This window comes from Paenibacillus sp. MER 180 (genome assembly GCF_023713665.1).
Taxonomy (GTDB): Bacteria; Bacillota; Bacilli; order Paenibacillales; family Paenibacillaceae; genus Paenibacillus_B; species Paenibacillus_B suaedae.
This window is the reverse complement of sequence record NZ_JAMAVT010000009.1, coordinates 224,823-247,941: the sequence shown is the minus strand read 5'-3', so window position 1 is coordinate 247,941 and position 23,119 is coordinate 224,823. Positions and strand designations below refer to the sequence as shown.

Sequence of the window (23,119 nt, the reverse complement as noted above, 5' to 3'; positions counted from 1 at the left end):
TTGTTAACGCCTACTTTTTGTCTGCTTAGGAACGAGAAAGAAGGAGGCATTGTAACGCATGACGGGATTACATCGCGGCGGAAGGAGCAAGGCGTTCGGCCTGTCACTGCTGCTTGGCTTCGCATTATTATCGGCAGGGGTCATGATCAATGTGTCGCTGGGTTCCTCCTCGATTTCATTTCCTACTTTGTTGAAAGCTTTGTTCTTCGTGGACAGAACGAAGGAGATGCTTATCGTTCAGGAGATTCGATTGCCCCGTGCGCTGATCGCGATTCTAATCGGTGCCAGCTTGGCAGTCGCAGGTACGATCATGCAGGTGATGACACGCAACCCGCTTGCTAATCCGCAGGTGTTCGGCGTCAATGCGGGCGCTTCGCTCATAGTGGTAGCATCAACGGTATTTCTGCCGGAGCTGACCCAGCAGCAGCTTGTTTATTCCGCATTTGCGGGAGCGGCCCTGGGCGGCTTTATCGTATATTTCATCAGCGCAGGGGGAGATCTGAAGCCAGCCCGACTTGCCATTGCTGGAATGACCGTCCATTTTTTTCTCTCGTCGATCACGCAAGGATTGATCTTGTTTCATGAGAACACGACGGACAGCATTCTCTATTGGCTCGTCGGTGCGATAGGTAATCGGAATTGGCATCATGTTGGTGTGCTTCTTCCATGGGCAAGCATCGGCTTGCTGGGTGCTATGGCTCTGGCGAAGCCGTTAACGATGCTGAGCATGGGGGATGATGTAGCAAGGGGGCTTGGGGCAAGAATCGAGGCAACGCGGTTTGCCGGCGGTCTGCTCGTCATTATTTTGGCAGGAGGATCGGTGTCCGTTGCCGGCCCGATTGGTTTCGTGGGTTTGCTAGTACCGCATATCGTCCGGCTGATGGTCGGCGTGGATCTGCGTTATGTACTGCCTTGCTCCGCCCTGTATGGATCGGTTCTGCTGGTGTATGCGGATATTGCTTCACGCTATATATCGTATCCGTATGAGGCGCCAATTGGGATTATCACTGCGGTGCTGGGAACACCATTCTTTTTGTACTTGGCATATGCAGGAGGGAAGCACAATGAATAGATCTGCTAATATGGTGCGCCGCCATCGGCTCGTCGTGCTCGCGATAGTTGCGCTGCTTCTCATCATGGGTCTGATCAGCCTTGGAGTGGGGGCGGTCTATATAACGCCGAACCAAGTGATCGAGACGATGTTGGGGCATAGCAAGGAACATGCGTTCATCCTTGGCAAATACCGTTCGCCCAGAATCGTCTTGTCCGTTCTTGTGGGTGCCGGACTTGCTATATCAGGAGCTGTCCTGCAGGGCGTATTGCGGAATCCGCTGGCCTCTCCGGATGTGATCGGAATTACGAAGGGGGCAGGCCTGGCGGCTTGTGCAACCATTATTTTATTTCCCGGGTCATCGGCAGTCGCACTGCCTTTATCCGCGTTTGCAGGAGCGGCTTTGGTAGCCTTGCTTCTATTTGCATTCGTATACAGGTGCGGAGCTCGTCCCACGACGCTGGCACTGACGGGCATAGCGCTTGGAGCGATGTGCGATGCAGGCATCCAGTACTTCATGTTCAAATATCCGGTCAGCGTCAATGCAGCACTTATTTGGCTTACCGGAAGCATTTGGGGCAGAGGCTGGGACGAGGTGATGGGTGTGCTGCCGTGGATGCTGGGACTAATCCCGCTTGTGCTGCTGCTGGCTTCGAGGCTGGATGTGCTGAGCTTGGGCGATGATGTAGCGACAGGCTTGGGAGAACGGGTGAAGCATCTTCGTCTTGCGCTGGTAGCTGTTTCGGTAGGCTTAGCAGGCGTATCGGTAGCGGTTGTCGGCGCGATTGGCTTCGTAGGCTTGATCGCTCCGCATATGGCGCGCCGGCTTGTTGGCGCCAAGCATGGTATTCTCCTGCCCGTATCGGGCTTATTAGGCGCCATCTTGGTGTTGATGGCCGACACGCTTGGACGCGCTATCGTTCCGCCAATCGAATTCCCGGCGGGGTTAGTGACAGCCGTAATCGGGGCTCCGTATTTCCTCTACTTATTGCGCAGAGAACGTAAGATTCGTTCCTAGCTCGCGCCCAACTCTCATAGGTGAATGTTGAATCTAATGATATAATAGTAAGCATATCATTCCAATATAGGATGGTGAGCCTGTGGAATACGCGAGATTAAGTAAGGAGGTTTCTTACGCGCTTCGTCATGCGCCATGGGAGTATGAGTTGGAGATGGATGAAGAGGGCTGGGTGGGGGTTGAACAACTTTCCCATGCACTTCACTTCAGCCATCCAGGGCGAAGTTTGCTAGAGACAGACTTTGTAAGAATGATTGAGCGGTCAGACAAGAAAAGGTTCGAGGTGCTGGATGGAAGGATTCGAGCATTGTATGGCCATTCGATACCGCACAAAATAAAGAAAAGCGCTGCTCATCCGCCAGACATGCTGTATCACGGAACGTCTCGGCGCATCGTAGACCAAATACGCAGAGAAGGACTGCACCCCATGGCGAGACAGTATGTTCACCTGTCTGCGGATCAAGAGACGGCCATGGTTGTAGGAAGACGAAAGGACAGTAGCCCTGTAATACTTGTCATTGATGCGGCGAGAGCCGCGCATGAAGGAACTTTATTCTATCACGGCAATCATACGATCTGGTTAGCTGATTTCATTGCACCGCAATATATAAGTGAATAAATGTGGACGACGCAAAGACGGGGAACCTGAAGTGGCTCTCCGTCTTCTTCATTATTGACAGCATTTTTTTGCGAGTCAGGTGGAGTAAGGGGGATTGTCCTCCGAGATTGAAGCTCCTTGCTTGCGACGCAATAAAAATCCTGTAACGGAAGACAGCAGATACATCGTGCCGCCAACGATATATACGGCCTGTGCTCCCCAAATATCGGAGATTGTTCCGGCGAACAGTACGGAAACTCCGAACAATATGTATGAGATGGTGCTCTGAGCGGCAAATACATGCGGCTGCTCATCAAGTGGGGTGATGTGCTGCACATAGGTACGCTGGGCAATATCTCGCAGCTGATAAAATGGACCCATCAGAACTACGATAGCTAAAGCGACAAATGCTTGCGTATTCCATGCATATCCGTATACGAGTAAGCTAACTCCAAATGATCCGATCAGAATTGTGCCGACTAGATGTTTATGAATGCGTGCAGACAGTTTCAGTGTAAGGAGTCCGCCGAGAATCGTTCCCGCGTAATAGGCAGCATTAATATATCCCCACCAGGCTTCATCCTTATGAAGCACCTCTTGCGCAAAGACGAGTGTCACACCGCCAATCCATATTCCGCCTGCAACTCCCTCCAAGATGTCCATCCACGTAATAACGCGCAGCTTCGGATGTGTGAACAGGTACGTCCAGCCGGCCATAATGGAATGAGATTTCTTATCTGCGCCTACACTTGATTCTTGATTGTGCGACAATCGCAAGATACAGAGACAACCAAGAAAGAGAAGGCCTGCAGACAATTGAAGAACAAGGGAATGTCCAAGCTTAGCGACGAGAATTCCCCCCATAGTCCATCCAAGCAGAGACAGCATTTGCATACTGGTCGAAACAAGGCTATTGGCGTGAACTCTCTTATCCTCTTCAACTAGGCGGGGATATAAGGCGTTTGCCGCTGCAGAAGCACAGCCTTCTACGTATCCGATACCAACTATGGCACAGAAAGAATAGGCGAGAAACTGTGTTGTCGATAACATTGATGCAAGTGGCGATATAGAGAATGCGACAACGGCTGATAATGCGAATTGCAAAAGCAAAAACAATCGCGTAACATGAGCGATACTCATGCGGCGGTACCAGATTGGCAGCATGAAGCTGCTCGCCAGTATCGCCATTGAACGGACAAAGGACACGGCTCCGGCAAAGGCAGCTGAATCCGTCATTTGGTAGACTGCTGCAATCAATGTCATCATGTACAGAGCCCCTGCGAGATTAGCGAAGGATCTGCTGGATAGAAGCGAGTAGAACGAACGATTCAATGCGTCTCACATCCTATGCAATTTCATAATTTTAACATTATAGCATGGATGATCTTTCTTTTTAATAACTATTTTAAAAAAATAATAATACTAGACTGGATGAATTGAAGCTCTCATCATTCCGCTTTGTTTCTCTTATGATGGAAGGTCGCTTTCAATAACATCTTGATGTCCTTCGATGCTTTCAAAATGCCAAATACCTTTACTTTGCTAAACGCTCCTTGTTAAACTCGAATGCGCCCATCACTGAATATGTAATGTGCTTCATCGCTTACTGTTCACTAGCATGGCTGTGTAGCTGATTGCGTATGGCAATATGATTATACCGCCCTCTTGCCTTCAATCCAGTCGTGCTTCGATTTTGGATAAATGCTCGAGCATGCGGTGAGACGCGAGTTTGTCATCCTGCGCGTCAATTGCCTCGTAGATTCGCCGATGCTCTTCCAGAAGCTGAGTGGTGGAGGAACGCTCTCCGAACAACCACATGCGTCTAGTCTCGCCCATATGCTCAGCACATTTCTGATGGAACATTTGCAGCATCGGAATAAGCACTTCATTGTGACTGGCCTCAGCCAGCAGAACATGGAACAGGAAGTCATCATGCTGACTAGCTTCTTCATCCTCCAGATGCTTCTCCATACGATGCAGACACGTAGCCATAGCCTGCAAATCAGCGGATGTACGTCTTTTGGCTGCGAGTCCAGCTGATCCAACCTCTATCATCTTACGAACCTCTATCAGTGACTTCACAGACTCCACATCGGTAAGCCATCCTTGCAGCTGTTCAGATGGTGTTTGCTCATACTTACGTACAAAGGTTCCGCCACCGTGACGGATATCAAGCCAACCCATCGCCTTAAGTGCGCTAAGGGCCTCGCGTATGGTAGAACGACCTACTGCATATTGTTGAGCAAGTGCTTCGACAGAAGGCAGCTTGTCGCCGGGCATATAAATTCCTCCACGCAGCTGCTCTAGTAAATGTTCTTGAATGAGCTCCGAGCCCTTTTTTAATCGAAATTCGGTCATGTTGCTGTGAACCCCTCTCTCTGAAATATTAAATCAAAAATAATAAATATTATAAAATTATTTTTCGAAATCGAGTGACATTTGTCTCAATCATACGTTATAATATGCTAAAAGTCATCAGATGACCTGAACAATTCAGCAGATGTGGAGAAGACTGTTGAATCGTTCACTTCAGATGTTGACTCGTATCCAAGAGACCAAGGAGGAGTTCATTCATGATAACGATTGAAGCACGCGAGCGACTGCTCAAGCTGCTTGGGCCAGAGCGGTATCGCGATGATAAGGAGAGCTTGGTCACGCATTCTTATGATGCTACACCGATGATGCAGTCTCTGCCTGATGCTGTTGTATATCCGGAATCGACAGCAGACGTGCAGGAGATCTTGCGCACGGCGAACGAATACCGTATTCCCATTGTTCCTAGGGGCGCTGCAAGCAACCTGTGTGGCGGAACTGTCCCTGTAGCAGGGGGAATCGTCGTAGCCATGACTCGTATGAATAAGCTCATTGAAATGGACACCGAGAACCTTACGGCAACCTTCCAGCCTGGCTTGAACACGAAGACGTTCCATCGGGAAGTGGAGAAGCGTGGACTGTTCTATCCGCCTGACCCTAGCAGCATGTCCATCTCAACCTTGGGCGGCAATATCATGGAAGGGGCCGGCGGCCTGCGCGGTTTGAAATACGGAACGACGAAGGATTATGTGATTGCACTCGAGGCGGTACTGCCGAATGGCGAAGTGATCCGCACGGGAGGCAAGTTGTACAAGGATGTAGCAGGCTACGATTTAACGAAGCTGTTAGTAGGCTCCGAAGGAACGCTTGCGTTGATTACAGAGGCAACGGTTAAGCTGCTGCCCGCACCAGGTATCCGCAAGACAATGCTCGTATCCTATAAAGATATTTATGCTGCTGCCCGCAGCGTGTCACGGATTGTAGGCGCTGGCATCATCCCAGCCACACTTGAATTCATGGATCAGCCGACGATTCGCGTGGTTGAGGAGTATAATCATATAGGGCTTCCAACAGACATGCAGGCAGTTCTGCTTATTGAACAGGACGGTCAAGATGAGAACGTTGTCATGCGCGATATGGAAGCGATTGCGAAGATATGCAGTGAGGAAGGTGCAGATCGCGTTCAGACTGCGAAGGATGAAATTGAGGCTGAACAGCTGATGAAGGCACGCCGCAGCGCATTGTCCACATTGGCGCGTATTCGCCCAACGACAATTTTGGAGGATGCGACCGTACCGCGCTCGAAGATTGCGGAAATGGTACTGGCCATCAATCGTATTGCAGAGCAATATGGGGTGAATATTTGTACGTTCGGTCATGCGGGAGACGGCAATCTTCATCCAACCTGCCCGACAGATGCACGGAATGAGGATGAGATCCACCGTGTTGAGCAAGCGTTCGCGGACATTTTCGAGGAAGCGATTCGCTTGGGCGGCACGATTACCGGTGAGCACGGAGTTGGAACGGTGAAGGCTCCATATCTTGAATGGAAGGTTGGATCTACAGGCATCGACGTGATGAAAGGCATTAAGCAAGTGTTCGATCCGAATGGAATTATGAATCCAGGCAAGATATTTGCTAAGGCTGCTCGCAAAAGGTTGGTGGTTTCCCGATGAGTCAACAACAACTAGAGAAGACAAACAATCCGCTGCAGAAAGAACTCGTGAAGACGCTCGATTATGAGCAGTTGATGAACTGTATGCGCTGTGGATTTTGTCAGCCGACTTGCCCGACTTATCAAGAGACTGGATTGGAAGCTGCTTCCCCTCGTGGACGAATTGCACTCATGAAGGCAGTAGCAGATGGCATTATGGAACCGGATGAATCTTTCCAGAAACAGATGAACTTGTGCTTGGGCTGTAGAGCCTGCGAGCCTGTATGTCCGTCGGATGTGAAATACGGTCAGCTGCTTGAGCAGACGAAAGAAGCCATGCATGCGCACAATAAGCCGCCGGTTGCGGTTAAGGGATTGAATCGCATCGCGCGCCCTGTATTTATGAAGCACAATCGTCTGTTGCGGATGAGTAAGCTTCTGCAAACGTATCAGCGTTCGGGATTGCAGGGTTTTGCACGGAAGAAGAACTTGCTACGCTGGCTTCCTCCACAAATGCAAATGATGGAGCGCATCCTGCCTGAAGCGGACAGCCAAGGTGTAGTGAAGCGGGCTGGTGGCCGTCACTTCCTGGCCAAAGGCGAAAAGCTCGGCACAGTAGGGTTATTCCGTGGGTGTATTATGGACGTCTTGTTCACTGAAACGAATGTGAATACAATCCGATTGCTAACCGAATCCGGCTATGATGTCATCATTCCGGAATCCCAAGGCTGCTGTGGAGCTTTGTTCGCTCATGGCGGAAGTGATACGGCTACAGCTAGGGATTTGGCGAAGCAAAATATTGAGGCGTTCCGTGATGCGGGTGTTGATTATATTGCCTCTAATGCAGGCGGATGTGGAGCGTTGCTTGTAGAGTATGATCATTTGCTGAAAGAAGAGTCGGAATGGGTGGAGCCGGCTAAGAAATTCGCAAAGCAAGTGAAGGATATCAGTGACTTGCTTATGCGTTCACAGCGTTGGAGCAATCTTCCGGTAATGCCGCAAGGCAACTGTGGGACTGCTGAATCATCCGAACCATCTGAAACGGTAACCTATCAGGATTCCTGCCATTTGCGGAACGTTATGCGGGCTTCCAATGGGCCAAGACAGCTTATTCGCCGCATTCCTGGCATCCGATACAAAGAGCTGGAAGGCGCGGATGTATGCTGTGGATCCGCTGGTATTTACAACATTGTACAGCCAGACATGGCTAACTCGATTGTTGATCGGAAGATGGATGCTGTTCGCGAGACACAGGCTTCGATTATCCTGACAAGCAACCCGGGCTGCTTAATGCAAATGAAGGTAGGCGTAGAACGGGATGGCGTAGCTGAGCAAGTGAAGGTCATGCACGTCGTAGACTATTTTGCGGAAAAGATGTTGAAGTAATATTTCAGATTACCTATAATAATCTTGTAATTATATTTTAATAACATACTAACAGACATCCATGTAGTCAATTGGCGGGGACGATTGACTTCATCGTAGGAGGGGTTAAATGTGAACGTCATTCCACTTAATGAAGCATGGGCGGAGCCGATGTGCGAGTTGTGGAACCGTGAACTGGGCGACCTGTTCCCAATGAGACAACAGCTGTTCGTGCAAAATAGTTTTCGAGATGTAAACGTTTACTTGCCTGGCTCCTGGATCGCCCAAGATTCAGATGGCAGACTTCTAGGATTTATCATCGCGAAGAAATGGCAGGAAACAGAGCGCGAGATGAAGCTAGGAGAAGGAGGAGGCTGGATTCAGGCACTTGTCGTTCGTTCCGAAGCAAGGGGGAAGGGGATAGGTTCTGAATTGCTCGGACGGGCTGAAGAGGCATTGCGTGAAGCTGGCGCGTCTCAAGTATTCATCGGACGTGATCCGTGGCATTATGTTCCGGGCCTCCCAAAAGCGTTGTCAATGCACCGTCAATGGCTAGAGAAGAGAGGATTCAAGCAGCTCTATGAGGTTAGCGACATGCTGTCCTCAGATGAGACCGATCTGATAGTGACTCCAGAATTTGCAGATGGAGCGATCGTGAAGTTGCTCACGCCTGAGGACGAGGAAGAAATGTTGACATTTTTCCGTCGCTGCTTTCCGGGCAGATGGCTGTATGAGGCACAATGCTATTGGGAACGCGGAGGACAGGGAAGAGAATTCATAGGATTGTTCCAAGGCAGTGAAATGATCGGCTTCTGCCGGGTCAATGACGAGCATTCTCCGCTGATTGCGCAGAATACGTATTGGGCGCCATTGTTCGAAGAGCCGCTTGGCGGTATTGGGCCGCTTGGTGTTGATGATCAGTATCGCGGCAAGGGATACGGTCTTGGTCTGGTCAAGGCGGGAATCGCTGAATTGCAGCAGCGCGGCATGCGCCAGCTAGTCATTGACTGGACGGAACTGGTCGACTTCTATGCGAAGCTTGGATTCCATACGTGGAAGAGCTATGACCTTATGAGCAAGGCCCTGTAAATTGTGAGTTCAAAACGACGAACCGAACGATAGTGCGGTGAACAATGAAACGCGTGGAAGACGGATTGAAAGATATGGATAAGAATCTTTGATCCTTGAGCCTCCACTAGATCAACTTTGCTCAGAACGAGGTTGAGTAAGTCTTTGGAACAACGATAAGGAACCCCGGCAGAACCATACGTGCTGGGGTTTTTGTCTATAATGGGATGATAAATGTGACATATTACGTAATCCTTGCGGGCTCTTCTCCCTTTCTCACTCTTTATTTCTAGCCAATTCCAAGCAGGCAGGGCAGCTTCTTCTTCGCGGCTTGTGCAGCTGCACATTATTGACGTATTGTTCATTTATGTGGCGTCCAATCAATATGATGCCGCCGTTCAGTATTTAAATGATACAAGAAAAAGCATTCGATTTATGAAGAGTCAGCGCAAATAAAATAGGTAAACTCGCTTAAGTCCTTCCTTCTCACCGACACTATCTGATGTGCATATAATGTGATCCGCCGTGAAATATGGGCGTATGCACAGCAGGCAGCTAGGAATGCCGCGGGGAGGGATGACTATGAAGTGGAGCCGTAATATATCCAGTGAGGAGTGGGCAAGCGTAATTACCCACGCAGTTGGATTATTGTTCAGTGTGTGGGCATTAAGCGTGCTTATCAGTGCCGCGTGGCAGCGCGGGACGTCGGCGCATATCATCGGAGCTTCAATATATGGGATTACGTTGATTATGATGTTTACTACCTCGACGATTATGCACGGCTTGCCGGAGGGCAGATCGAAGTACAGATTTACAATCCTTGATCATATGGCAATCTACTTATTTATTGCGGGAACGTACACTCCCTTCCTGCTCGTCGTGCTGCATGATGAGTTCAGCCAACAGCTGCTAGGATTAATATGGGGGACTGCGATTGCAGGAATTATATACAAAGCATTCTATACAGGACGTCATATGTGGTTCTCTACGATTGCCTATGCAATTATGGGGTGGCTGATGATAACGGTATGGGACAGCTTGGTGCAGGCGATCCCTTTTGAAGGTGTTATGCTGCTGGTGATTGGGGGAGTATGCTATACGACAGGCATCCCATTCTTTGTGTGGCACCGGCTTCCTTATCATCATGCAATTTGGCATCTGTTCGTATTAGCCGGCTCTGTCCTGCACTTTGTATGTATCTACCGCTATGTAATCTAGTTAGAAGGCAGGAAGAAACACTGAGATCTGGGTCTCAAAAAATAATTACACCATGTTAAGGTTCAACCCTTGACATGGAGTTGTGATTTAGGTATGATAAGAAACGTCGATGGGCTGTAAAGTGTTTTTCCTTTACGAAAGGAGTGGCCCGTATGAACGAGGAACAGGTACTGGCTAAGACGAACCGAATTAATATGCTGTTCGACTTCTATGAACCACTGCTCACAGAGAAGCAGCAGACGTTCCTGAAATGTTACTTTCAAGATGATTTTTCACTAGGCGAGATTGCAGCCGAATTCGGTATCAGCCGCCAAGCGGTGTATGAACATATTAAGCGGGCGGAGCAGACGCTCGAATCTTATGAGAGCAAGCTCGGCTTGCTGTCGAAGTTCGAACGTCGGACAGAGATCGTAATGGCGCTGCAACGTGCAATGGACGATATGGATAGCATACCCGACCCGCAGCGCGCGGAACTGCAGACGATTGTCCGTGAACTGCAGGCGTTGGATTAAGGGAACGGGGTGAGATAATATGGCATTTGAAGGATTAACGAACCGATTACAGAATGTATTCAGCAAGCTGCGCGGCAAAGGCAAGGTTGGTGAAGATGACGTCAACGAAGCGATGCGCGAGGTACGCCTGGCGCTGCTCGAAGCGGATGTTAACTTCAAGGTCGTTAAGGAATTCATTGGCAAGGTGAAAGAGAAGGCCGTTGGTCAGGAAGTGATGAATAGCTTCACACCGGGCATGGTCATTATCGACATCGTCAATAAGGAATTGACGGAATTGATGGGTGGTACAGCTGCGAAGCTGGCCAAGGCCAACAAGCCGCCAACTGTCATTATGATGGTCGGTCTCCAAGGTGCTGGTAAGACGACTACTTCAGGCAAGCTTGCGAAGATGCTGCAGAAGCAGAATCATAAGCCGCTTCTTGTCGCTGCCGATATTTATCGACCAGCTGCGATTAAGCAGCTTCAAGTGGTTGGCGAGCAGATTAAGGTTCCGGTATTTGCACTTGGTGACCAAGTGAGTCCGGTAGAAATCGCTCGTCGCGGTTTGGAGCATGCGAAGGAGAATAACCTTGATTATGTCATTATCGATACTGCAGGTCGCCTGCATATCGATGAAGCATTGATGGAAGAGCTGAAGCAAGTTCATGCTACAGCGAAGCCAGATGAAGTGCTGCTCGTCGTTGACGCGATGACTGGTCAAGATGCGGTCAACGTTGCAGAGAGCTTCAACCAACAGCTTGAGCTTACTGGTGTTGTGCTGACCAAGCTCGATGGCGATACACGTGGTGGTGCAGCCTTGTCTGTTAAGGCAGTTACGGGTTGCCCAATCAAATTCGCTACACTCGGTGAGAAGATGGACGCGCTTGAACCGTTCCATCCAGAGCGGATGGCATCACGGATTCTCGGCATGGGGGACATGCTCTCCTTGATCGAGAAGGCGCAAATGAACATCGACACAGAGAAAGCCAAGGAAATGGAAATGAAGATGCGCAACGCAGCTTTCACATTCGATGATTTCCTTGAGCAGATGCAACAAGTAAAGAAGCTCGGTCCTATCGATCAGATTCTGGATATGATTCCAGGGATGAATAAGGTGAAGCAAAATGCGAACCTGAAGGTGGATGAGCGTCAAATGGGTCGAATCGAAGCGATTGTCCGTTCGATGACGAACGAAGAACGCCAAGATCCAGATCTAATTAATCACAGCCGTCGTAAGCGGATTGCAGCGGGCAGCGGAACTCAGTTGGCTGATGTGAACCGTCTTATCAAGCAATTTGATGAGATGCGCCGGATGATGAAACAGTTCTCCGACATGATGGGTCCGAAAGGCCCTAAGATGATGAAGAACTTGAAGAGTAAAGCAGGCAAGGCTGGTAAAGGAATGAGATTTCCTTTCCGTTAATGCATAGACGAGCGCAGTTTTTATACTCGCTCGATTGATTATTCGAATTCCGTTAAGGAGGTGAATTTCGTGGCAGTACGTATCCGTTTGAAACGCATGGGTGCTCATAAAGCACCATTCTATCGTGTAGTTGTATCCGATTCCCGTTCCCCGCGTGACGGTCGTTTTATCGAGGAAATCGGTCATTACAATCCGGTAGCACAACCAGCAGTCGTTAACATCGACGAGGAAAAAGCTTTGAAATGGTTGCAAACTGGTGCTCAAGCATCTGACACGGTTCGCAACTTGCTCAGCCAAGCTGGCGTAATGAAAAAGTTCCATGAACTGAAACACCAGAAATAATCTAACCGTTCGGAGGGTCGCGAATGGAAGAGTTAGTGTCAGTAATTGCACGCGCTTTGGTCGATCATCCGGAGGAGGTCCGTGTGGACGTCGTGGAGAAGGACCATGTCATCGTGTATGAGCTTCACGTTCATCCTGACGATGTCGGAATGGTTATCGGGAAGCAAGGTCGTATCGCTAAGGCGCTTCGCACGGTCGTCACGTCGGCAGCTGTTAAAGTTCCAAAACGAGTTGCCGTGGACATTATTTCATAATTGCACGCAAGAGGGTTAGGATGAAATCCTAGCCCTTTTTCGTATGCATGAGGCTGAATGTGTTACACTAGAAAGAAGATATTCGCAGGTTGGGCCTCCGAATATTTACGATAGATTGAATGAATGGTGATTACCAACGGCAGGAGGATAAGTCATGGCTCAAAGAATGTTTAATGTCGGCAAATTGGTCAATACGCACGGCATTCGGGGTGAAGTGAAAATTATCCCGACAACAGATTTCCCGGAGGAACGCTTCGCTCAAAAGAGCGAGTTAGTTCTGCAGCAACCGAACTCCAATAACAGTGTATCCGTTACCGTTGAGCGGTCGCGTTTACATAAAAATATGTACATCATTAAATTTGTGCAATTCGACAATATCAATGAGGTTGAGAAATATAAAGGTTGGATGCTGAAAGTAAGCGAAGAGCAGCTGGATGAGCTCGATGAAGACGAATATTACTACCATGAGATTATTGGTTGTAAAGTCGTGACAGACGAAGGCGAAGAGCTTGGAATCATTGACGAGATATTGTCTCCAGGCGCGAATGATGTCTGGGTTGTGAAGCCTGCGAAAGGAAAATCAATCTTGATTCCGGTCATTGATGAAGTTGTGCTTACGGTTGATGTGCAGGAGAAGGTTGTAACGGTTCATATTATGGAAGGACTTATTTAATATGCGTATCGATGTGTTGACCCTTTTCCCAGAGATGTGCGAAGGGGTATTCGGATCCAGTATATTAGGGAAAGCGCGTGAGAATGGACATGTTGTTATTAACACGGTCAACTTCCGCGATTATTCTGATAATAAGCATCAAACTGTTGACGATTATCCGTATGGCGGTGGCGGTGGTATGGTGCTAAAACCGCAGCCGATCTTTGCGGCGGTCGAAGACTTAATGGTGAAGGCAGCCGAAGAGCGGGCTTCAAGAATAGCAGAACCGATGGGTAGTCACGATAAAGCTGCGAAACCACGCGTTATTTTAATGTGCCCGCAAGGAGAGCGTTTCACGCAGAAGAAAGCAGAGGAGCTTTCACAGGAGTCCCATTTAATATTCGTGTGCGGCCATTATGAAGGATATGATGAGCGCATTCGCGAGCACTTGGTGACGGATGAACTATCTATAGGGGACTATGTATTGACAGGCGGTGAATTGCCCGCAATGACCGTGGTTGATTCTGTTGTTCGTCTGCTTCCTGGCGTGCTGGGCAATAAGATGTCTGCGGTAACGGATTCGTTCAGTACAGGACTGCTTGAATATCCGCATTATACCCGTCCAGCACAGTTCCGCGATTGGAAGGTTCCTGATGTACTCATCAGTGGCCATCATGCCAATATAGAGATATGGAGACGCGAACAGGCTCTGAAGCGGACGCTGGAACGGCGTCCTGATTTGCTGGAGCATGTGGAGCTGAGTAAGGACGACCTGAAAATAGTACAACGCTTGAAAAGTGATGCCGAGCGAAGCAACGCTTAATGAGAGCTAACCGGTTCAATGAGTGGATTGGTGAATAGACTGCTCCACCATAAATGACTGAGATTCTATGTACGATGGACATAAAATCTCAGTCTTTTTTTATTGGATTCATTCGTTACGCGTATAAGCCCAATTTGCATAACTGTTGTTTACGAAAAAAATAAATAATGGGGACAATATTGTTCATAGGTCGCATGTAACATGGGACATCATGAATTCCAATGAAGTGAGGCAAAGTTATGAGTAAAAGTGAGATTCGTAAGAATGGATTGCGGTTGTTTATTGCGATGCCGCTGCCGAAATCTGCTGTTCAAGTATTGGAAGAGTGGTGCACAGCAGGGAAGCAGCGCTGGCAATTTGCGAAATGGGCACACCCGCAGGATCTTCATATTACGCTCCAATTCCTTGGGGCGGTAGATGAGCATGTTATTGAGCGGATTGTACATGTATTGAAAGAGGTGTCCAGAGGGGCCGCTCCAATTGATCTACAATTCGATGGCGTGGGAAGCTTTGGGACAAAAGAAGCGCCCCGTGTTCTATGGGCTGGTCTAGGAGGGGCAATCGACAAACTGCGACAATTGCACCATAGCGTTACAGCCGCTACTTCGCCTTTAGGATTCGAACCGGAGGAACGCCCTTATCGCCCGCATATTACGCTGGCCCGCAAGTATCGCGGAGGGGAAGGTCATCCCTTCACCATGAACAGCGAACCACTTCCTCCGAATCAATGGACGGGTGAAGAGATCGTGCTGTTCCAGACACATATGAATCAAAGTCCTATGTATGAGCGTTTGCATACTTTTACTCTGGGTCAAGGATAGTCTAATGTACATGTGCTGCAATCATTGGGTCAGGCCTCGTTAATACGACGTCTTGAAAAACAGGTCTATCCTCACGTATATTTTCCAATCTTACACATTTATAATGGAGTCACCATTTTGAGCATGTCGAAAATGGTTGAAAAAGCAATATAAATTGTGAATGGAGGGATATCGTGGAGAGATATGCTTCGCGTATCGGAACGCTGCTGCTTCTGATTACGACCATGCTTTTGGTCGGTTTTTCAAAGCCAGAGGATACGCGAAAGGCGACGTGGATATGGCAGGCGGAGAGAATAGAGACAGAATCGGAACAACTGATTGCTTTTGCCAAAAAGAATCGCATTAATGTGATGTATCTGCATGTGGATATGACGATTCCAGAAGCATCATATCGGCGCTTTCTGAAGCAGGCAGGTCAAGCAGGAGTTGAAGTGCATGGCTTGGCAGGGCATCCCTTATGGGCTTTGCGTGAATATCGGGACAAGATGTTGAAGCTGACAGAGTGGGTTAGCGCTTATAATCAGCATTCTGCTGCGGACGAGCGTTTCAAGGGGCTGCATTTGGATGTTGAGCCCTACGTGCTTCCAGATTGGGAAGATGATCAGCCATCGATCATTCGCTCTTGGACGGCGAATATGAGCGATTGGCTAAATGCTGTCAAGAGCCGCAGCGATTTAGAGCTCAGCGTCGACATGCCGGTATGGTTTGACTCGATCACGGTTCCAGATGCACAAGAGACATCGTTGTCGGAATGGATCATTCGCCGTTTCGATCATGTAACGTTAATGGCGTACCGTCAGCAGATAGAAGGCGGGAACGGAATTTTGGAGCTTGTCCAGAATGAAATAGAGATCGCTGACCGTGTCGGGACACCGATATGGATTGGGGTCAACACGAAGCCAATGAAGGAAGCTCACACTACCTTCTATGATGCGGGTGTGCAGGAAATGGAGTCGGTGTTGAATCAGGTTCAGGAGCGGCTGCGGCATCATTCCTCCTTCACAGGAGTTGCCATCCATGATTATCGTTACTGGAATCATATGCTGGAGAGAGATGGTCAACCAGGGGATCCCCCAGGGCCAAAGCCTGACCCAGATCCAAAACCAGATCCAAAACCAGATCCAAAACCAGATCCAAAACCAGATCCAAAACCAGATCCGAATCCTGATCCAGGGGAGATTACAGTCCCGATGCCGCCACCAATTGATCGTACAGGAACCATCATTGGAACCTATGTATGGCAAGCAGAGTTAGCGATAAATCAGCCTGATGACATCATTGCATTTGCGAAGGAAAAGGGAATCAACTTTTTGTATGTTCGCTTGGATCTTCAGCAACCGTTTGAAGCGTACCGTGAATTTGTGAAGAAGGCGCATGAAGCTGGAATCGAGATGCATGCTATGGGTGGACACCCTGGATGGGCGTTAACAGAGAATCGGCAGCGGATATCGAAGCTCGTTGATTATGTCAAACGCTACAATCGCGCTGCCGCGCCTGAAGAGCGCTTCTATGGCATTCATTTGGATGTAGAGCCTTATGTACTTCCGCAATGGCGCAGTGATAAGGACGAGGTCATTGTACAGTGGGTAGACAATATGGCGTTTTTTGTCGAATCGACCAAGGCTGATTCTCAGCTTGAGACTAGTGTCGATCTCGCAGTGTGGTTGGATCGAACCTTTATTCCGGGGAAGTCGGAACTGTCGGTTAGTGAATGGATGATAGGGCGTATGGATCATGTGACATTGATGGCGTTCCGTAATATGGCTGGGGGCAGCAATGGAATTGTTGCTGTGGTGAAGCAGGAGATGCAGATGGCGGATCGGTTAGGTAAACGTCTCGTAGTTGCAGTGGAAATGAAGGAGAGTTTTGAAGGCGCGCATGTTTCTTTTTATGAGAAGGGTGCTGAAGAAATGCTGAAGCAGTTGGACAAGCTTCCAGAGATGCTTGCAGATCACCATTCTTATACCGGTTATGCGGTGCATGCCTATGATTATTGGAAAGAAGCCGTGCCTTGAAAAGGCGCTTGTGTTCTATTCGTTCATATGCTACAATTAATTTCGTTGTTTGGAATACGGTGGTCCTCTGCATACGATGAGGCGAATGCACTAGGCATGCTGAGATGCAAGAACACCTGTGTGGAAGGAGGGAGTCCTAGATGAATATCGTACAAGCGATTACGCAAGAACAGCTTCGCAAGGATATTCCAAGCTTTCGTCCCGGCGATACTTTGAAGGTTTATGTTAAAGTTATCGAGGGATCTCGCGAGCGTATCCAGTTGTTCGAAGGTGTTGTTATTAAGCGTCGTGGTGGCGGAATCAGTGAAACGTTTACTGTTCGTAAAATTTCCTACGGTGTAGGTGTTGAGCGTACGTTCCCGCTTCATACTCCGAAAATCGATAAAATCGAAGTGGCTCGCCGTGGTAAAGTGCGTCGTGCGAAGCTGTACTATCTTCGCAATCTTCGCGGTAAAGCAGCGAGAATCAAAGAAATCCGTTAAGGAACAACCGGGGGGCTTGCTTGACTGCAAGCTCCCTTTTGCTATTTGTATGGATTGGAGTGCGCAATGCGCATGACGTGAACTTCAAATACGCATCCTAGGAGAAAGCGGGGCACAGCGAATGGATCAAAACGACCAATTGATGGAACCGAATACGCCGGAAGAAACGGCTGAAAAGCCGGCCAGCCCGAAGAAAAACGAATTGTTGGAATGGATTAAAGCGATTGCGATAGCTGTTGTCCTTGTCGTTGTCGTAAGATGGTTGCTGTTCGCTCCGTTTATAGTTGATGGTCCTTCGATGGAACCTAACTTCTGGACGGGTGAGAGGCTCATCGTGAATAAGATCTTGTATGAGTTCAGACAGCCTAAGACAGGAGAAGTTGTTGTATTTCACGTTCCACAAGAGAACCGCGATTTAATTAAGCGTGTAATTGGTGTTGCCGGTGATACGATCGAATATCGCGGTGATGATTTGTACGTTAACGGCAAGAAGGTAGAAGAGACGTACATACAAGAAGCAATAGATCAAGCTCATAAAAATGATATGTTATATAATGACCGTAATTTCCCAAGTGATTCGACTCAGCCGAACAAAGTTCCAGAAGGACATATCTTCGTCATGGGTGACCATCGGAGCAACAGTACCGATAGCCGCATGCTCGGATTTATTCCGTTGAGAGATGTCATTGGACGCGCAGACGTCATCTTCTGGCCAATCTCGCATGTTAAGTTGATTCAACATCATTAGTTGAGTTACGGCTGCCAAGGAGGTGGATAGCGATGTCAATCCAATGGTTTCCGGGTCATATGACGCGAGCGCGACGTCAGATCCAGGAGAAGTTAAAACTGATAGATGTAGCGATCGAACTGTTGGACGCGCGCCTGCCTGTGTCGAGCCGCAATCCAATGATTAACGATATACTCAGCAATAAGCCGCGCCTTATTATTCTGAACAAAAGCGATCTTGCAGATCCAGACGTAACGGCGAAGTGGATGAAATATTTCCGCAATGAAGGTCACGCTGTAATTGCTGTCGATGCGTCAACAGGAAGCAATGTATCGCAGATTCCGGAGGCAGCGCGCAAGTTGCTCGAAGAGAAGTTCCAGAAACAAATTGCAAAGGGAATGAAGCCGCGTCCAGTACGTGCATTGATTGTTGGAATTCCAAACGTAGGGAAGTCTACACTTATCAACAAGCTGGCTGGTAGATCGGTAGCTGCAACTGGCGATCGTCCTGGCGTCACTAAGGGTCAGCAATGGATTCGTGTAGGCTCCGAAATGGAACTGCTCGATACACCAGGGATTTTGTGGCCTAAGTTCGAGGATCAGGAAGTAGGTTACCGATTGGCGACAACCGGAGCAATTCGCGAAGAAATATTGAATGTGGAAGATATCGCGTTTTACGCGCTGAAATATGTTGCATCCCATTACTGGGATCGACTGTCTGAGCGGTTCGGCATGACGGACGAAGTCATAGATGTGGACAATCCAGATGAAGTTGTGCGTTTGATGGAGGACATTGGACGCAAGCGCGGGTGCTTAATGGGTGGCGGAAGAGTCGACTTAGAGAAGGCATCTGGCATTATTTTGCGAGAGCTGCGCTCTGGCAAGTTGGGGCGTCTTACGTTCGAAGAGCCTTATTCATTTATGGTGAAATAGCTGTTCGGTAGATATAGGTAGGATGTTTGGAGTATGAGGATAGCGCCGTAAACGCCGGAGTGGTGTACGGCGCTATTTCTTTAGGTACAGCCGTTACTAATATGGCAGTGAAGTAAAGACAGGTTGGGGAGGATCATGTTCGCATGGGGAGAAAGAAGCAGGAGGCAACAGCAGAGCCCGTTGACTTATTAATTTGGGAACGAGAATATTGGGAACGCAGCGTTCAGCATATCGCAGGTATTGATGAGGTCGGCCGCGGCTGTCTATTTGGTGATGTTGTTGCAGCAGCTGTCATATTGCCGCAAGGTCTTATTATTGATGGGATCAATGATTCGAAGAAGCTGTCGGAGAAGAAGCGGAATGAGCTGTATGACATTATTATAGCAGAAGCGATAGCATGGTCAGTTGCACATGTAGATGCCGCTACTATCGATCAGATTAATATTAAGCAGGCGGCTCGTCGTGCTATGAAAGAAGCAGTTGAAGGGTTGGTGACTCAGCCTGAAGTGCTGTTGGTCGATGCGGAGAAGATAGATTTGCCATATGCACAAGAGGCGATTATTAAAGGTGATGCCAATAGTCAATCGATCGCAGCTGCTTCGATCGTCGCTAAGGTAACGCGTGACCGTCTATGCATTGGCGAATGGAATGACCGATATCCAGAGTATGGCATAGCCGTTCATAAAGGGTATGGAACGAAGCTGCATCGGGAACAGCTGCTCCTTCATGGGCCAACGCCGATGCATCGCAAGAGCTTCTTGTCCTCCTTATTTCCTGAAGAGGAGCAGTTGACGCTGTTCTAGCACCATCTGATAAACGGTAAGTAATTATCTATTATTCTGTTTTCTGTTCTAGTGAACGATAGGTGCGGATAAATACTCATTATTCGTCTGCTCTATGCCGATATATAAGATAGCTATTTGCAGAGGACGTGGGATGGACATGAATATATCACAATTGGTACGAAGTTTGGCTGGGGAGGCGAGACCCGGCGAGCAGCGTTCATTGGAACTAAAAACGGGCCAGGTCGTTCGTGCGACTGTAACGGAACTGTCTGAAAACGGGCGCGAGGCCGTCGTATCAGTAAATGGTGTTCCTGTACGTGCAGTGCTGGATGCGCCGATGCAGCCAGGGCAAACGACGTGGATGCAGGTACAGGGACAGCAGTCGGATGGATTGGTTATATTGAAGCAGACAGAGGGCCCTTCTGTCGGCACATTGCCATCAATGGAAGAAGCGCTTAAGCAATCCGGATTGCCGGATGAAGCATGGGCACGCCGCTTACTGCAAGATTTACAGCGGGCTGGTTTGCCGCTAACGAAGGAGCTTGCAGCCAAGCTAAGCCAAGCGATGGCCTCGAAACCTCCTGGAGTGGCAGCATCGGAATGGATGCAAGCAGCAGGTCTTGCGCTTCGTCGGCAATTGCCGCTCACAGCAGATACATTAAGTGGTCTGCGGCAAGCACTGTTCGGCAAGCCGCTGACGGATATGCTTGCAGGATTTATGCGCGCTGGGGATGAGTCTCTGGTCTTGGGCAGCGGCTCGCTTGGCAGCAGCGGGGCCAATACTGGCAATGCAGGTACACTGTGGACACAACCGCTGCGTGAGGCACAAACACTCATACGTGCACTGCTTGCAGAGGGACTGCAAACATCAGGTCAGCAGGCTAACGGAGGAGCGGGGGCGGCTGCAAGTGCGAATGGTGGCGCCACAAGTGCTTCTAGTGGTCAGTCTTCTGCCTCTCCTATGCCTGAGACACTTAATAGGAGTACTAGCGGCACGAGTATGGATTCGACATCAGCTGCGGGCAGAGGTGTCCAAAATGGAGAACAAGTACGATCTATCTCCCTTCAGAACGGCAATTTTGGCGGAAACGGTGCTTCAGGGACTGCTGGAGCTTCTGGAACATCATCTTCTCCTCAACCGATGGTTCAGAGTGGTGCATGGATTGGTAAAGTCCTTCAATTGCTCGGCGTGTCGCATGAACAGCAGGCTCATCGAGCTGCAGTCATGGAGCTGACGTCTCAGCAGCCGCAGCAGACAGTGGGTGAAAATGGACAGCCTGCTGTTGGCGGCGGTGGTAGCACTGCTGCAGCATCAGGCAACTCAAGCGCATCAGGAAGTAGTGGACTAATGGGAAGCGGCAGCGGAAACACAGCACCGCAATTCGGGACTCCCGCACAGTCTGCAGCGGCAACTGTGCATGCTTCAGCATTGGCTGCGGATGATGCAGCAGCGGACAAAGCATCTGTTATGAATGGAGGAACGGGGCGTAGTGCACCTTCTCCTTCTCAAGAAGTAATGTCTAACGGGGCAGCAGCGAAGGCAGGGACGGCAGTGGCACCAGTTGTATCAGGGATGGCACAGCTGGATATGAACCACCTGACAGCCAGTGCAACACAGCAGGGAGCGGCAGTTGGAGAGTCGCTGAAGAGTGCCCTCCTTCAATTGCTGCAAGCTGATGGAGTCCCGCATGCACTCCGTGAGGCAGCCCAACAGCTTGTACAGCATGTCACCGGCCAACAGCTGCTGCTCGCGTCTGATCGCCAAGCTCCATTCTCCCATATTACATTGTTTGTCCCGCTTGTAACGCCGGAAGGCAAGCAAACTGCGGCTGTTCACATTCAATCCCGTCAGAGCAAGCGAGGAGAGCTTGATGCGGGCAATTGCCGACTCTGGTTCGATTTGAATATGAAGGTGCTCGGGCGTACGCTCGTAGATGTTCAAGTTGTAGATAATGCGGTTGCGTTGCATATCCATCATGCTGATGAACAGCTTGGTGAATGGATGGATGGGTTGCGTGATGAAGCGGAAGAAGCACTGGAGCAAATCGGTTACCAGCTGTCCGCTTTCCGAACATTACCGCTCCCTGAGAAGCGTTCTGATGCGGCGTCAGTGCCATCTCCAGAAATCAGCATGGACGATTATGCCGCGAAGCCTTACAAGGGGGTGGACATGAAGATATGAATAACAAACCGTCTATCCCTCGACCAGCTTCCGTTGAACCTGTACAGCCACCACCTAACTCGGGAACGAGTTATTGGAATCAGCAAGAGGCACGTCACGGTGTAAGAGAGGAGATGCAATCGTCTGCGAAGGCAGGTGGCGCCACACCACGCAAAAAGGCAGTTGCACTTACTTATAATCCCGAACAAGGGGAAGCCCCAGTTGTCGTAGCAAAGGGACATGGTCAAATAGCTGATCGCATTCTCGAAAAGGCGAAGGAGAGCGGAGTCCCTATTCAAGAGGACGCTTCCTTAGTTGAAGTATTGTCTAAACTAGATATCGATCAGCAAATCCCACCTGCACTCTATCAATTGGTTGCAGAGGTGCTCTCCTTTGTATATAAAGCGGATCAGCGAGCGGATAAGGGGTGGATCAATCGTGGAACGTAAACATTATGGGAAGGCATCACATAGGAACAATCAACAGATGTCATCAACTGATGCAGGTACTCCGCCTCTTAAGTCAGGTAGCCGGAAGAGGAGTGTGCCGATGAAGCTTAATCGTCGTGCGCGGGGAACAGAGGCAGAGCAGCTTGCGATTGTTTATTTAGAACGTAGAGGCTACCGCATTATTGATATGAATTGGCGTTGTAAGTTAGGTGAGATTGACATTGTTGCGAACGATGGCGATGTGTGGGTGTTTGTCGAGGTTAGAAGCCGCACCGCGGGATTGCGTTATGGCGGTGCGGCAGAGGCAATCGATTGGCGCAAGCAGCGCAAGGTGCGAGCAGTGGCAACGGCATATATGCATCGACATCGCTTAGATGAGGTTCCTATACGCTTCGATGCAGTTGCGATTACCTACTCGACTGATCTTGGAACTCCACCCGACATTGAACTATTTCAGGGAGCATTCTAATCCGTTCA

24 protein-coding genes are annotated in these 23,119 nt (G+C 49.2%); 22 read left to right on the top strand and 2 right to left on the bottom strand.

The features are described from left to right. Window positions 1-58: 58 nt before the first annotated feature. The 3 genes from M3661_RS16650 to M3661_RS16640 all read left to right on the top strand — a co-directional run bounded on the left by M3661_RS16650 (window position 59) and on the right by M3661_RS16640 (window position 2,688). A complete protein-coding gene (locus M3661_RS16650; RefSeq protein ID WP_251486789.1) occupies window positions 59-1,072 on the top strand; it encodes a FecCD family ABC transporter permease in 1,014 nt (337 codons plus the stop codon). Further along, a complete protein-coding gene (locus tag M3661_RS16645; RefSeq protein WP_251486786.1) occupies window positions 1,065-2,069 on the top strand; it encodes a FecCD family ABC transporter permease in 1,005 nt (334 codons plus the stop codon). Before M3661_RS16650 ends, M3661_RS16645 begins: the two co-directional genes overlap by 8 nt. 82 nt (window positions 2,070-2,151) lie before the next feature. Further along, window positions 2,152-2,688 (top strand): RNA 2'-phosphotransferase, encoded by a 537-nt coding sequence (locus tag M3661_RS16640; RefSeq protein ID WP_251486783.1) that lies wholly within the window; start codon window positions 2,152-2,154, stop codon window positions 2,686-2,688. A gap of 75 nt (window positions 2,689-2,763) precedes the next feature. On the opposite strand, the gene M3661_RS16635 is transcribed toward M3661_RS16640, so the two are convergent. Next, window positions 2,764-3,933 carry an MFS transporter gene (locus tag M3661_RS16635; protein ID WP_251486781.1) on the bottom strand — a complete coding sequence of 390 codons (1,170 nt, stop codon included), beginning with the start codon at window positions 3,931-3,933 and terminating at the stop codon, window positions 2,764-2,766. A gap of 405 nt (window positions 3,934-4,338) precedes the next feature. Further along, on the bottom strand, window positions 4,339-5,025 hold the full coding sequence (locus tag M3661_RS16630) for a FadR/GntR family transcriptional regulator (protein WP_251486778.1): 687 nt from the start codon (window positions 5,023-5,025) through the stop codon (window positions 4,339-4,341). 215 nt (window positions 5,026-5,240) lie between these two features. On the opposite strand from M3661_RS16630, the gene M3661_RS16625 reads away from it, so the two are divergent. From M3661_RS16625 to M3661_RS16535, 19 genes are all read left to right on the top strand, one after another. Next, complete coding sequence (locus M3661_RS16625) at window positions 5,241-6,656, top strand: FAD-binding oxidoreductase (RefSeq protein WP_044353481.1); 1,416 nt, start codon at window positions 5,241-5,243, stop codon at window positions 6,654-6,656. Then, a complete protein-coding gene (locus tag M3661_RS16620) occupies window positions 6,653-8,020 on the top strand; it encodes a (Fe-S)-binding protein (protein ID WP_065290324.1) in 1,368 nt (455 codons plus the stop codon). Before M3661_RS16625 ends, M3661_RS16620 begins: the two co-directional genes overlap by 4 nt. Before the next feature lie 111 nt (window positions 8,021-8,131). Continuing rightward, a complete protein-coding gene (locus M3661_RS16615; protein ID WP_094183116.1) occupies window positions 8,132-9,088 on the top strand; it encodes a GNAT family N-acetyltransferase in 957 nt (318 codons plus the stop codon). A gap of 561 nt (window positions 9,089-9,649) precedes the next feature. Further along, a complete protein-coding gene (gene trhA / locus M3661_RS16610) occupies window positions 9,650-10,285 on the top strand; it encodes a PAQR family membrane homeostasis protein TrhA (protein ID WP_251486775.1) in 636 nt (211 codons plus the stop codon). A gap of 152 nt (window positions 10,286-10,437) precedes the next feature. Then, window positions 10,438-10,797 carry a putative DNA-binding protein gene (locus tag M3661_RS16605; RefSeq protein ID WP_021256580.1) on the top strand — a complete coding sequence of 120 codons (360 nt, stop codon included), beginning with the start codon at window positions 10,438-10,440 and terminating at the stop codon, window positions 10,795-10,797. Between the two features lie 19 nt (window positions 10,798-10,816). Continuing rightward, complete coding sequence (gene ffh / locus M3661_RS16600; protein WP_021256579.1) at window positions 10,817-12,199, top strand: signal recognition particle protein; 1,383 nt, start codon at window positions 10,817-10,819, stop codon at window positions 12,197-12,199. Window positions 12,200-12,268: 69 nt separating this feature from the next. Further along, on the top strand, window positions 12,269-12,541 hold the full coding sequence (gene rpsP / locus M3661_RS16595; RefSeq protein ID WP_021256578.1) for a 30S ribosomal protein S16: 273 nt from the start codon (window positions 12,269-12,271) through the stop codon (window positions 12,539-12,541). A gap of 23 nt (window positions 12,542-12,564) precedes the next feature. After that, window positions 12,565-12,795, top strand: coding sequence for a KH domain-containing protein (locus M3661_RS16590; RefSeq protein ID WP_005551913.1), 231 nt, complete (start codon window positions 12,565-12,567; stop codon window positions 12,793-12,795). Between the two features lie 154 nt (window positions 12,796-12,949). Next, window positions 12,950-13,468 (top strand): ribosome maturation factor RimM, encoded by a 519-nt coding sequence (gene rimM, locus M3661_RS16585; protein ID WP_251486772.1) that lies wholly within the window; start codon window positions 12,950-12,952, stop codon window positions 13,466-13,468. A gap of 1 nt (window position 13,469) precedes the next feature. Next, entirely contained in the window at window positions 13,470-14,270 is an 801-nt protein-coding gene (trmD, locus tag M3661_RS16580; RefSeq protein ID WP_251486769.1) for a tRNA (guanosine(37)-N1)-methyltransferase TrmD, read from the top strand. A gap of 239 nt (window positions 14,271-14,509) precedes the next feature. Next, window positions 14,510-15,091, top strand: a complete 582-nt coding sequence (gene thpR, locus M3661_RS16575) for an RNA 2',3'-cyclic phosphodiesterase (protein ID WP_251486766.1) — start codon at window positions 14,510-14,512, stop codon at window positions 15,089-15,091. Window positions 15,092-15,264: 173 nt separating this feature from the next. Further along, complete coding sequence (locus M3661_RS16570) at window positions 15,265-17,106, top strand: hypothetical protein (protein ID WP_251486763.1); 1,842 nt, start codon at window positions 15,265-15,267, stop codon at window positions 17,104-17,106. Window positions 17,107-17,246: 140 nt separating this feature from the next. After that, window positions 17,247-17,588 carry a 50S ribosomal protein L19 gene (gene rplS, locus M3661_RS16565; protein WP_005551919.1) on the top strand — a complete coding sequence of 114 codons (342 nt, stop codon included), beginning with the start codon at window positions 17,247-17,249 and terminating at the stop codon, window positions 17,586-17,588. Window positions 17,589-17,709: 121 nt separating this feature from the next. Then, on the top strand, window positions 17,710-18,336 hold the full coding sequence (lepB, locus tag M3661_RS16560) for a signal peptidase I (RefSeq protein WP_065291906.1): 627 nt from the start codon (window positions 17,710-17,712) through the stop codon (window positions 18,334-18,336). A 32-nt stretch (window positions 18,337-18,368) separates the two neighbouring features. Further along, window positions 18,369-19,247, top strand: a complete 879-nt coding sequence (gene ylqF, locus M3661_RS16555) for a ribosome biogenesis GTPase YlqF (RefSeq protein WP_028531209.1) — start codon at window positions 18,369-18,371, stop codon at window positions 19,245-19,247. A 143-nt stretch (window positions 19,248-19,390) separates the two neighbouring features. Next, on the top strand, window positions 19,391-20,050 hold the full coding sequence (locus tag M3661_RS16550; RefSeq protein ID WP_065291904.1) for a ribonuclease HII: 660 nt from the start codon (window positions 19,391-19,393) through the stop codon (window positions 20,048-20,050). Between the two features lie 139 nt (window positions 20,051-20,189). Next, on the top strand, window positions 20,190-22,214 hold the full coding sequence (locus M3661_RS16545) for a DNA ligase (RefSeq protein ID WP_251486760.1): 2,025 nt from the start codon (window positions 20,190-20,192) through the stop codon (window positions 22,212-22,214). 113 nt (window positions 22,215-22,327) lie between these two features. Then, window positions 22,328-22,642: an EscU/YscU/HrcU family type III secretion system export apparatus switch protein gene (locus M3661_RS16540; RefSeq protein WP_251486974.1), complete on the top strand. Its 315-nt coding sequence runs from the start codon at window positions 22,328-22,330 to the stop codon at window positions 22,640-22,642. 100 nt (window positions 22,643-22,742) lie between these two features. Continuing rightward, on the top strand, window positions 22,743-23,111 hold the full coding sequence (locus M3661_RS16535) for a YraN family protein (RefSeq protein ID WP_251486757.1): 369 nt from the start codon (window positions 22,743-22,745) through the stop codon (window positions 23,109-23,111). Window positions 23,112-23,119: the final 8 nt, after the last annotated feature.

What these genes read in the sequence shown, in the direction of transcription:
- ylqF (WP_028531209.1), top strand. Translation starts at nt 18,369, where the DNA reads ATGTCAATCCAATGGTTTCCGGGTCATATGACGCGAGCGCGACGTCAG.
- M3661_RS16620 (WP_065290324.1), top strand. Translation starts at nt 6,653, where the DNA reads ATGAGTCAACAACAACTAGAGAAGACAAACAATCCGCTGCAGAAAGAA.
- trhA (WP_251486775.1), top strand. Translation starts at nt 9,650, where the DNA reads ATGAAGTGGAGCCGTAATATATCCAGTGAGGAGTGGGCAAGCGTAATT.
- M3661_RS16605 (WP_021256580.1), top strand. Translation starts at nt 10,438, where the DNA reads ATGAACGAGGAACAGGTACTGGCTAAGACGAACCGAATTAATATGCTG.
- ffh (WP_021256579.1), top strand. Translation starts at nt 10,817, where the DNA reads ATGGCATTTGAAGGATTAACGAACCGATTACAGAATGTATTCAGCAAG.
- trmD (WP_251486769.1), top strand. Translation starts at nt 13,470, where the DNA reads ATGCGTATCGATGTGTTGACCCTTTTCCCAGAGATGTGCGAAGGGGTA.
- M3661_RS16535 (WP_251486757.1), top strand. Translation starts at nt 22,743, where the DNA reads ATGAAGCTTAATCGTCGTGCGCGGGGAACAGAGGCAGAGCAGCTTGCG.
- M3661_RS16645 (WP_251486786.1), top strand. Translation starts at nt 1,065, where the DNA reads ATGAATAGATCTGCTAATATGGTGCGCCGCCATCGGCTCGTCGTGCTC.
- M3661_RS16635 (WP_251486781.1), bottom strand. Translation starts at nt 3,933, where the DNA reads ATGATGACATTGATTGCAGCAGTCTACCAAATGACGGATTCAGCTGCC.
- M3661_RS16590 (WP_005551913.1), top strand. Translation starts at nt 12,565, where the DNA reads ATGGAAGAGTTAGTGTCAGTAATTGCACGCGCTTTGGTCGATCATCCG.
- M3661_RS16625 (WP_044353481.1), top strand. Translation starts at nt 5,241, where the DNA reads ATGATAACGATTGAAGCACGCGAGCGACTGCTCAAGCTGCTTGGGCCA.
- rimM (WP_251486772.1), top strand. Translation starts at nt 12,950, where the DNA reads ATGGCTCAAAGAATGTTTAATGTCGGCAAATTGGTCAATACGCACGGC.
- M3661_RS16630 (WP_251486778.1), bottom strand. Translation starts at nt 5,025, where the DNA reads ATGACCGAATTTCGATTAAAAAAGGGCTCGGAGCTCATTCAAGAACAT.
- M3661_RS16550 (WP_065291904.1), top strand. Translation starts at nt 19,391, where the DNA reads ATGGGGAGAAAGAAGCAGGAGGCAACAGCAGAGCCCGTTGACTTATTA.
- M3661_RS16545 (WP_251486760.1), top strand. Translation starts at nt 20,190, where the DNA reads ATGAATATATCACAATTGGTACGAAGTTTGGCTGGGGAGGCGAGACCC.
- thpR (WP_251486766.1), top strand. Translation starts at nt 14,510, where the DNA reads ATGAGTAAAAGTGAGATTCGTAAGAATGGATTGCGGTTGTTTATTGCG.
- lepB (WP_065291906.1), top strand. Translation starts at nt 17,710, where the DNA reads ATGGATCAAAACGACCAATTGATGGAACCGAATACGCCGGAAGAAACG.
- rplS (WP_005551919.1), top strand. Translation starts at nt 17,247, where the DNA reads ATGAATATCGTACAAGCGATTACGCAAGAACAGCTTCGCAAGGATATT.
- M3661_RS16540 (WP_251486974.1), top strand. Translation starts at nt 22,328, where the DNA reads ATGCAATCGTCTGCGAAGGCAGGTGGCGCCACACCACGCAAAAAGGCA.
- M3661_RS16650 (WP_251486789.1), top strand. Translation starts at nt 59, where the DNA reads ATGACGGGATTACATCGCGGCGGAAGGAGCAAGGCGTTCGGCCTGTCA.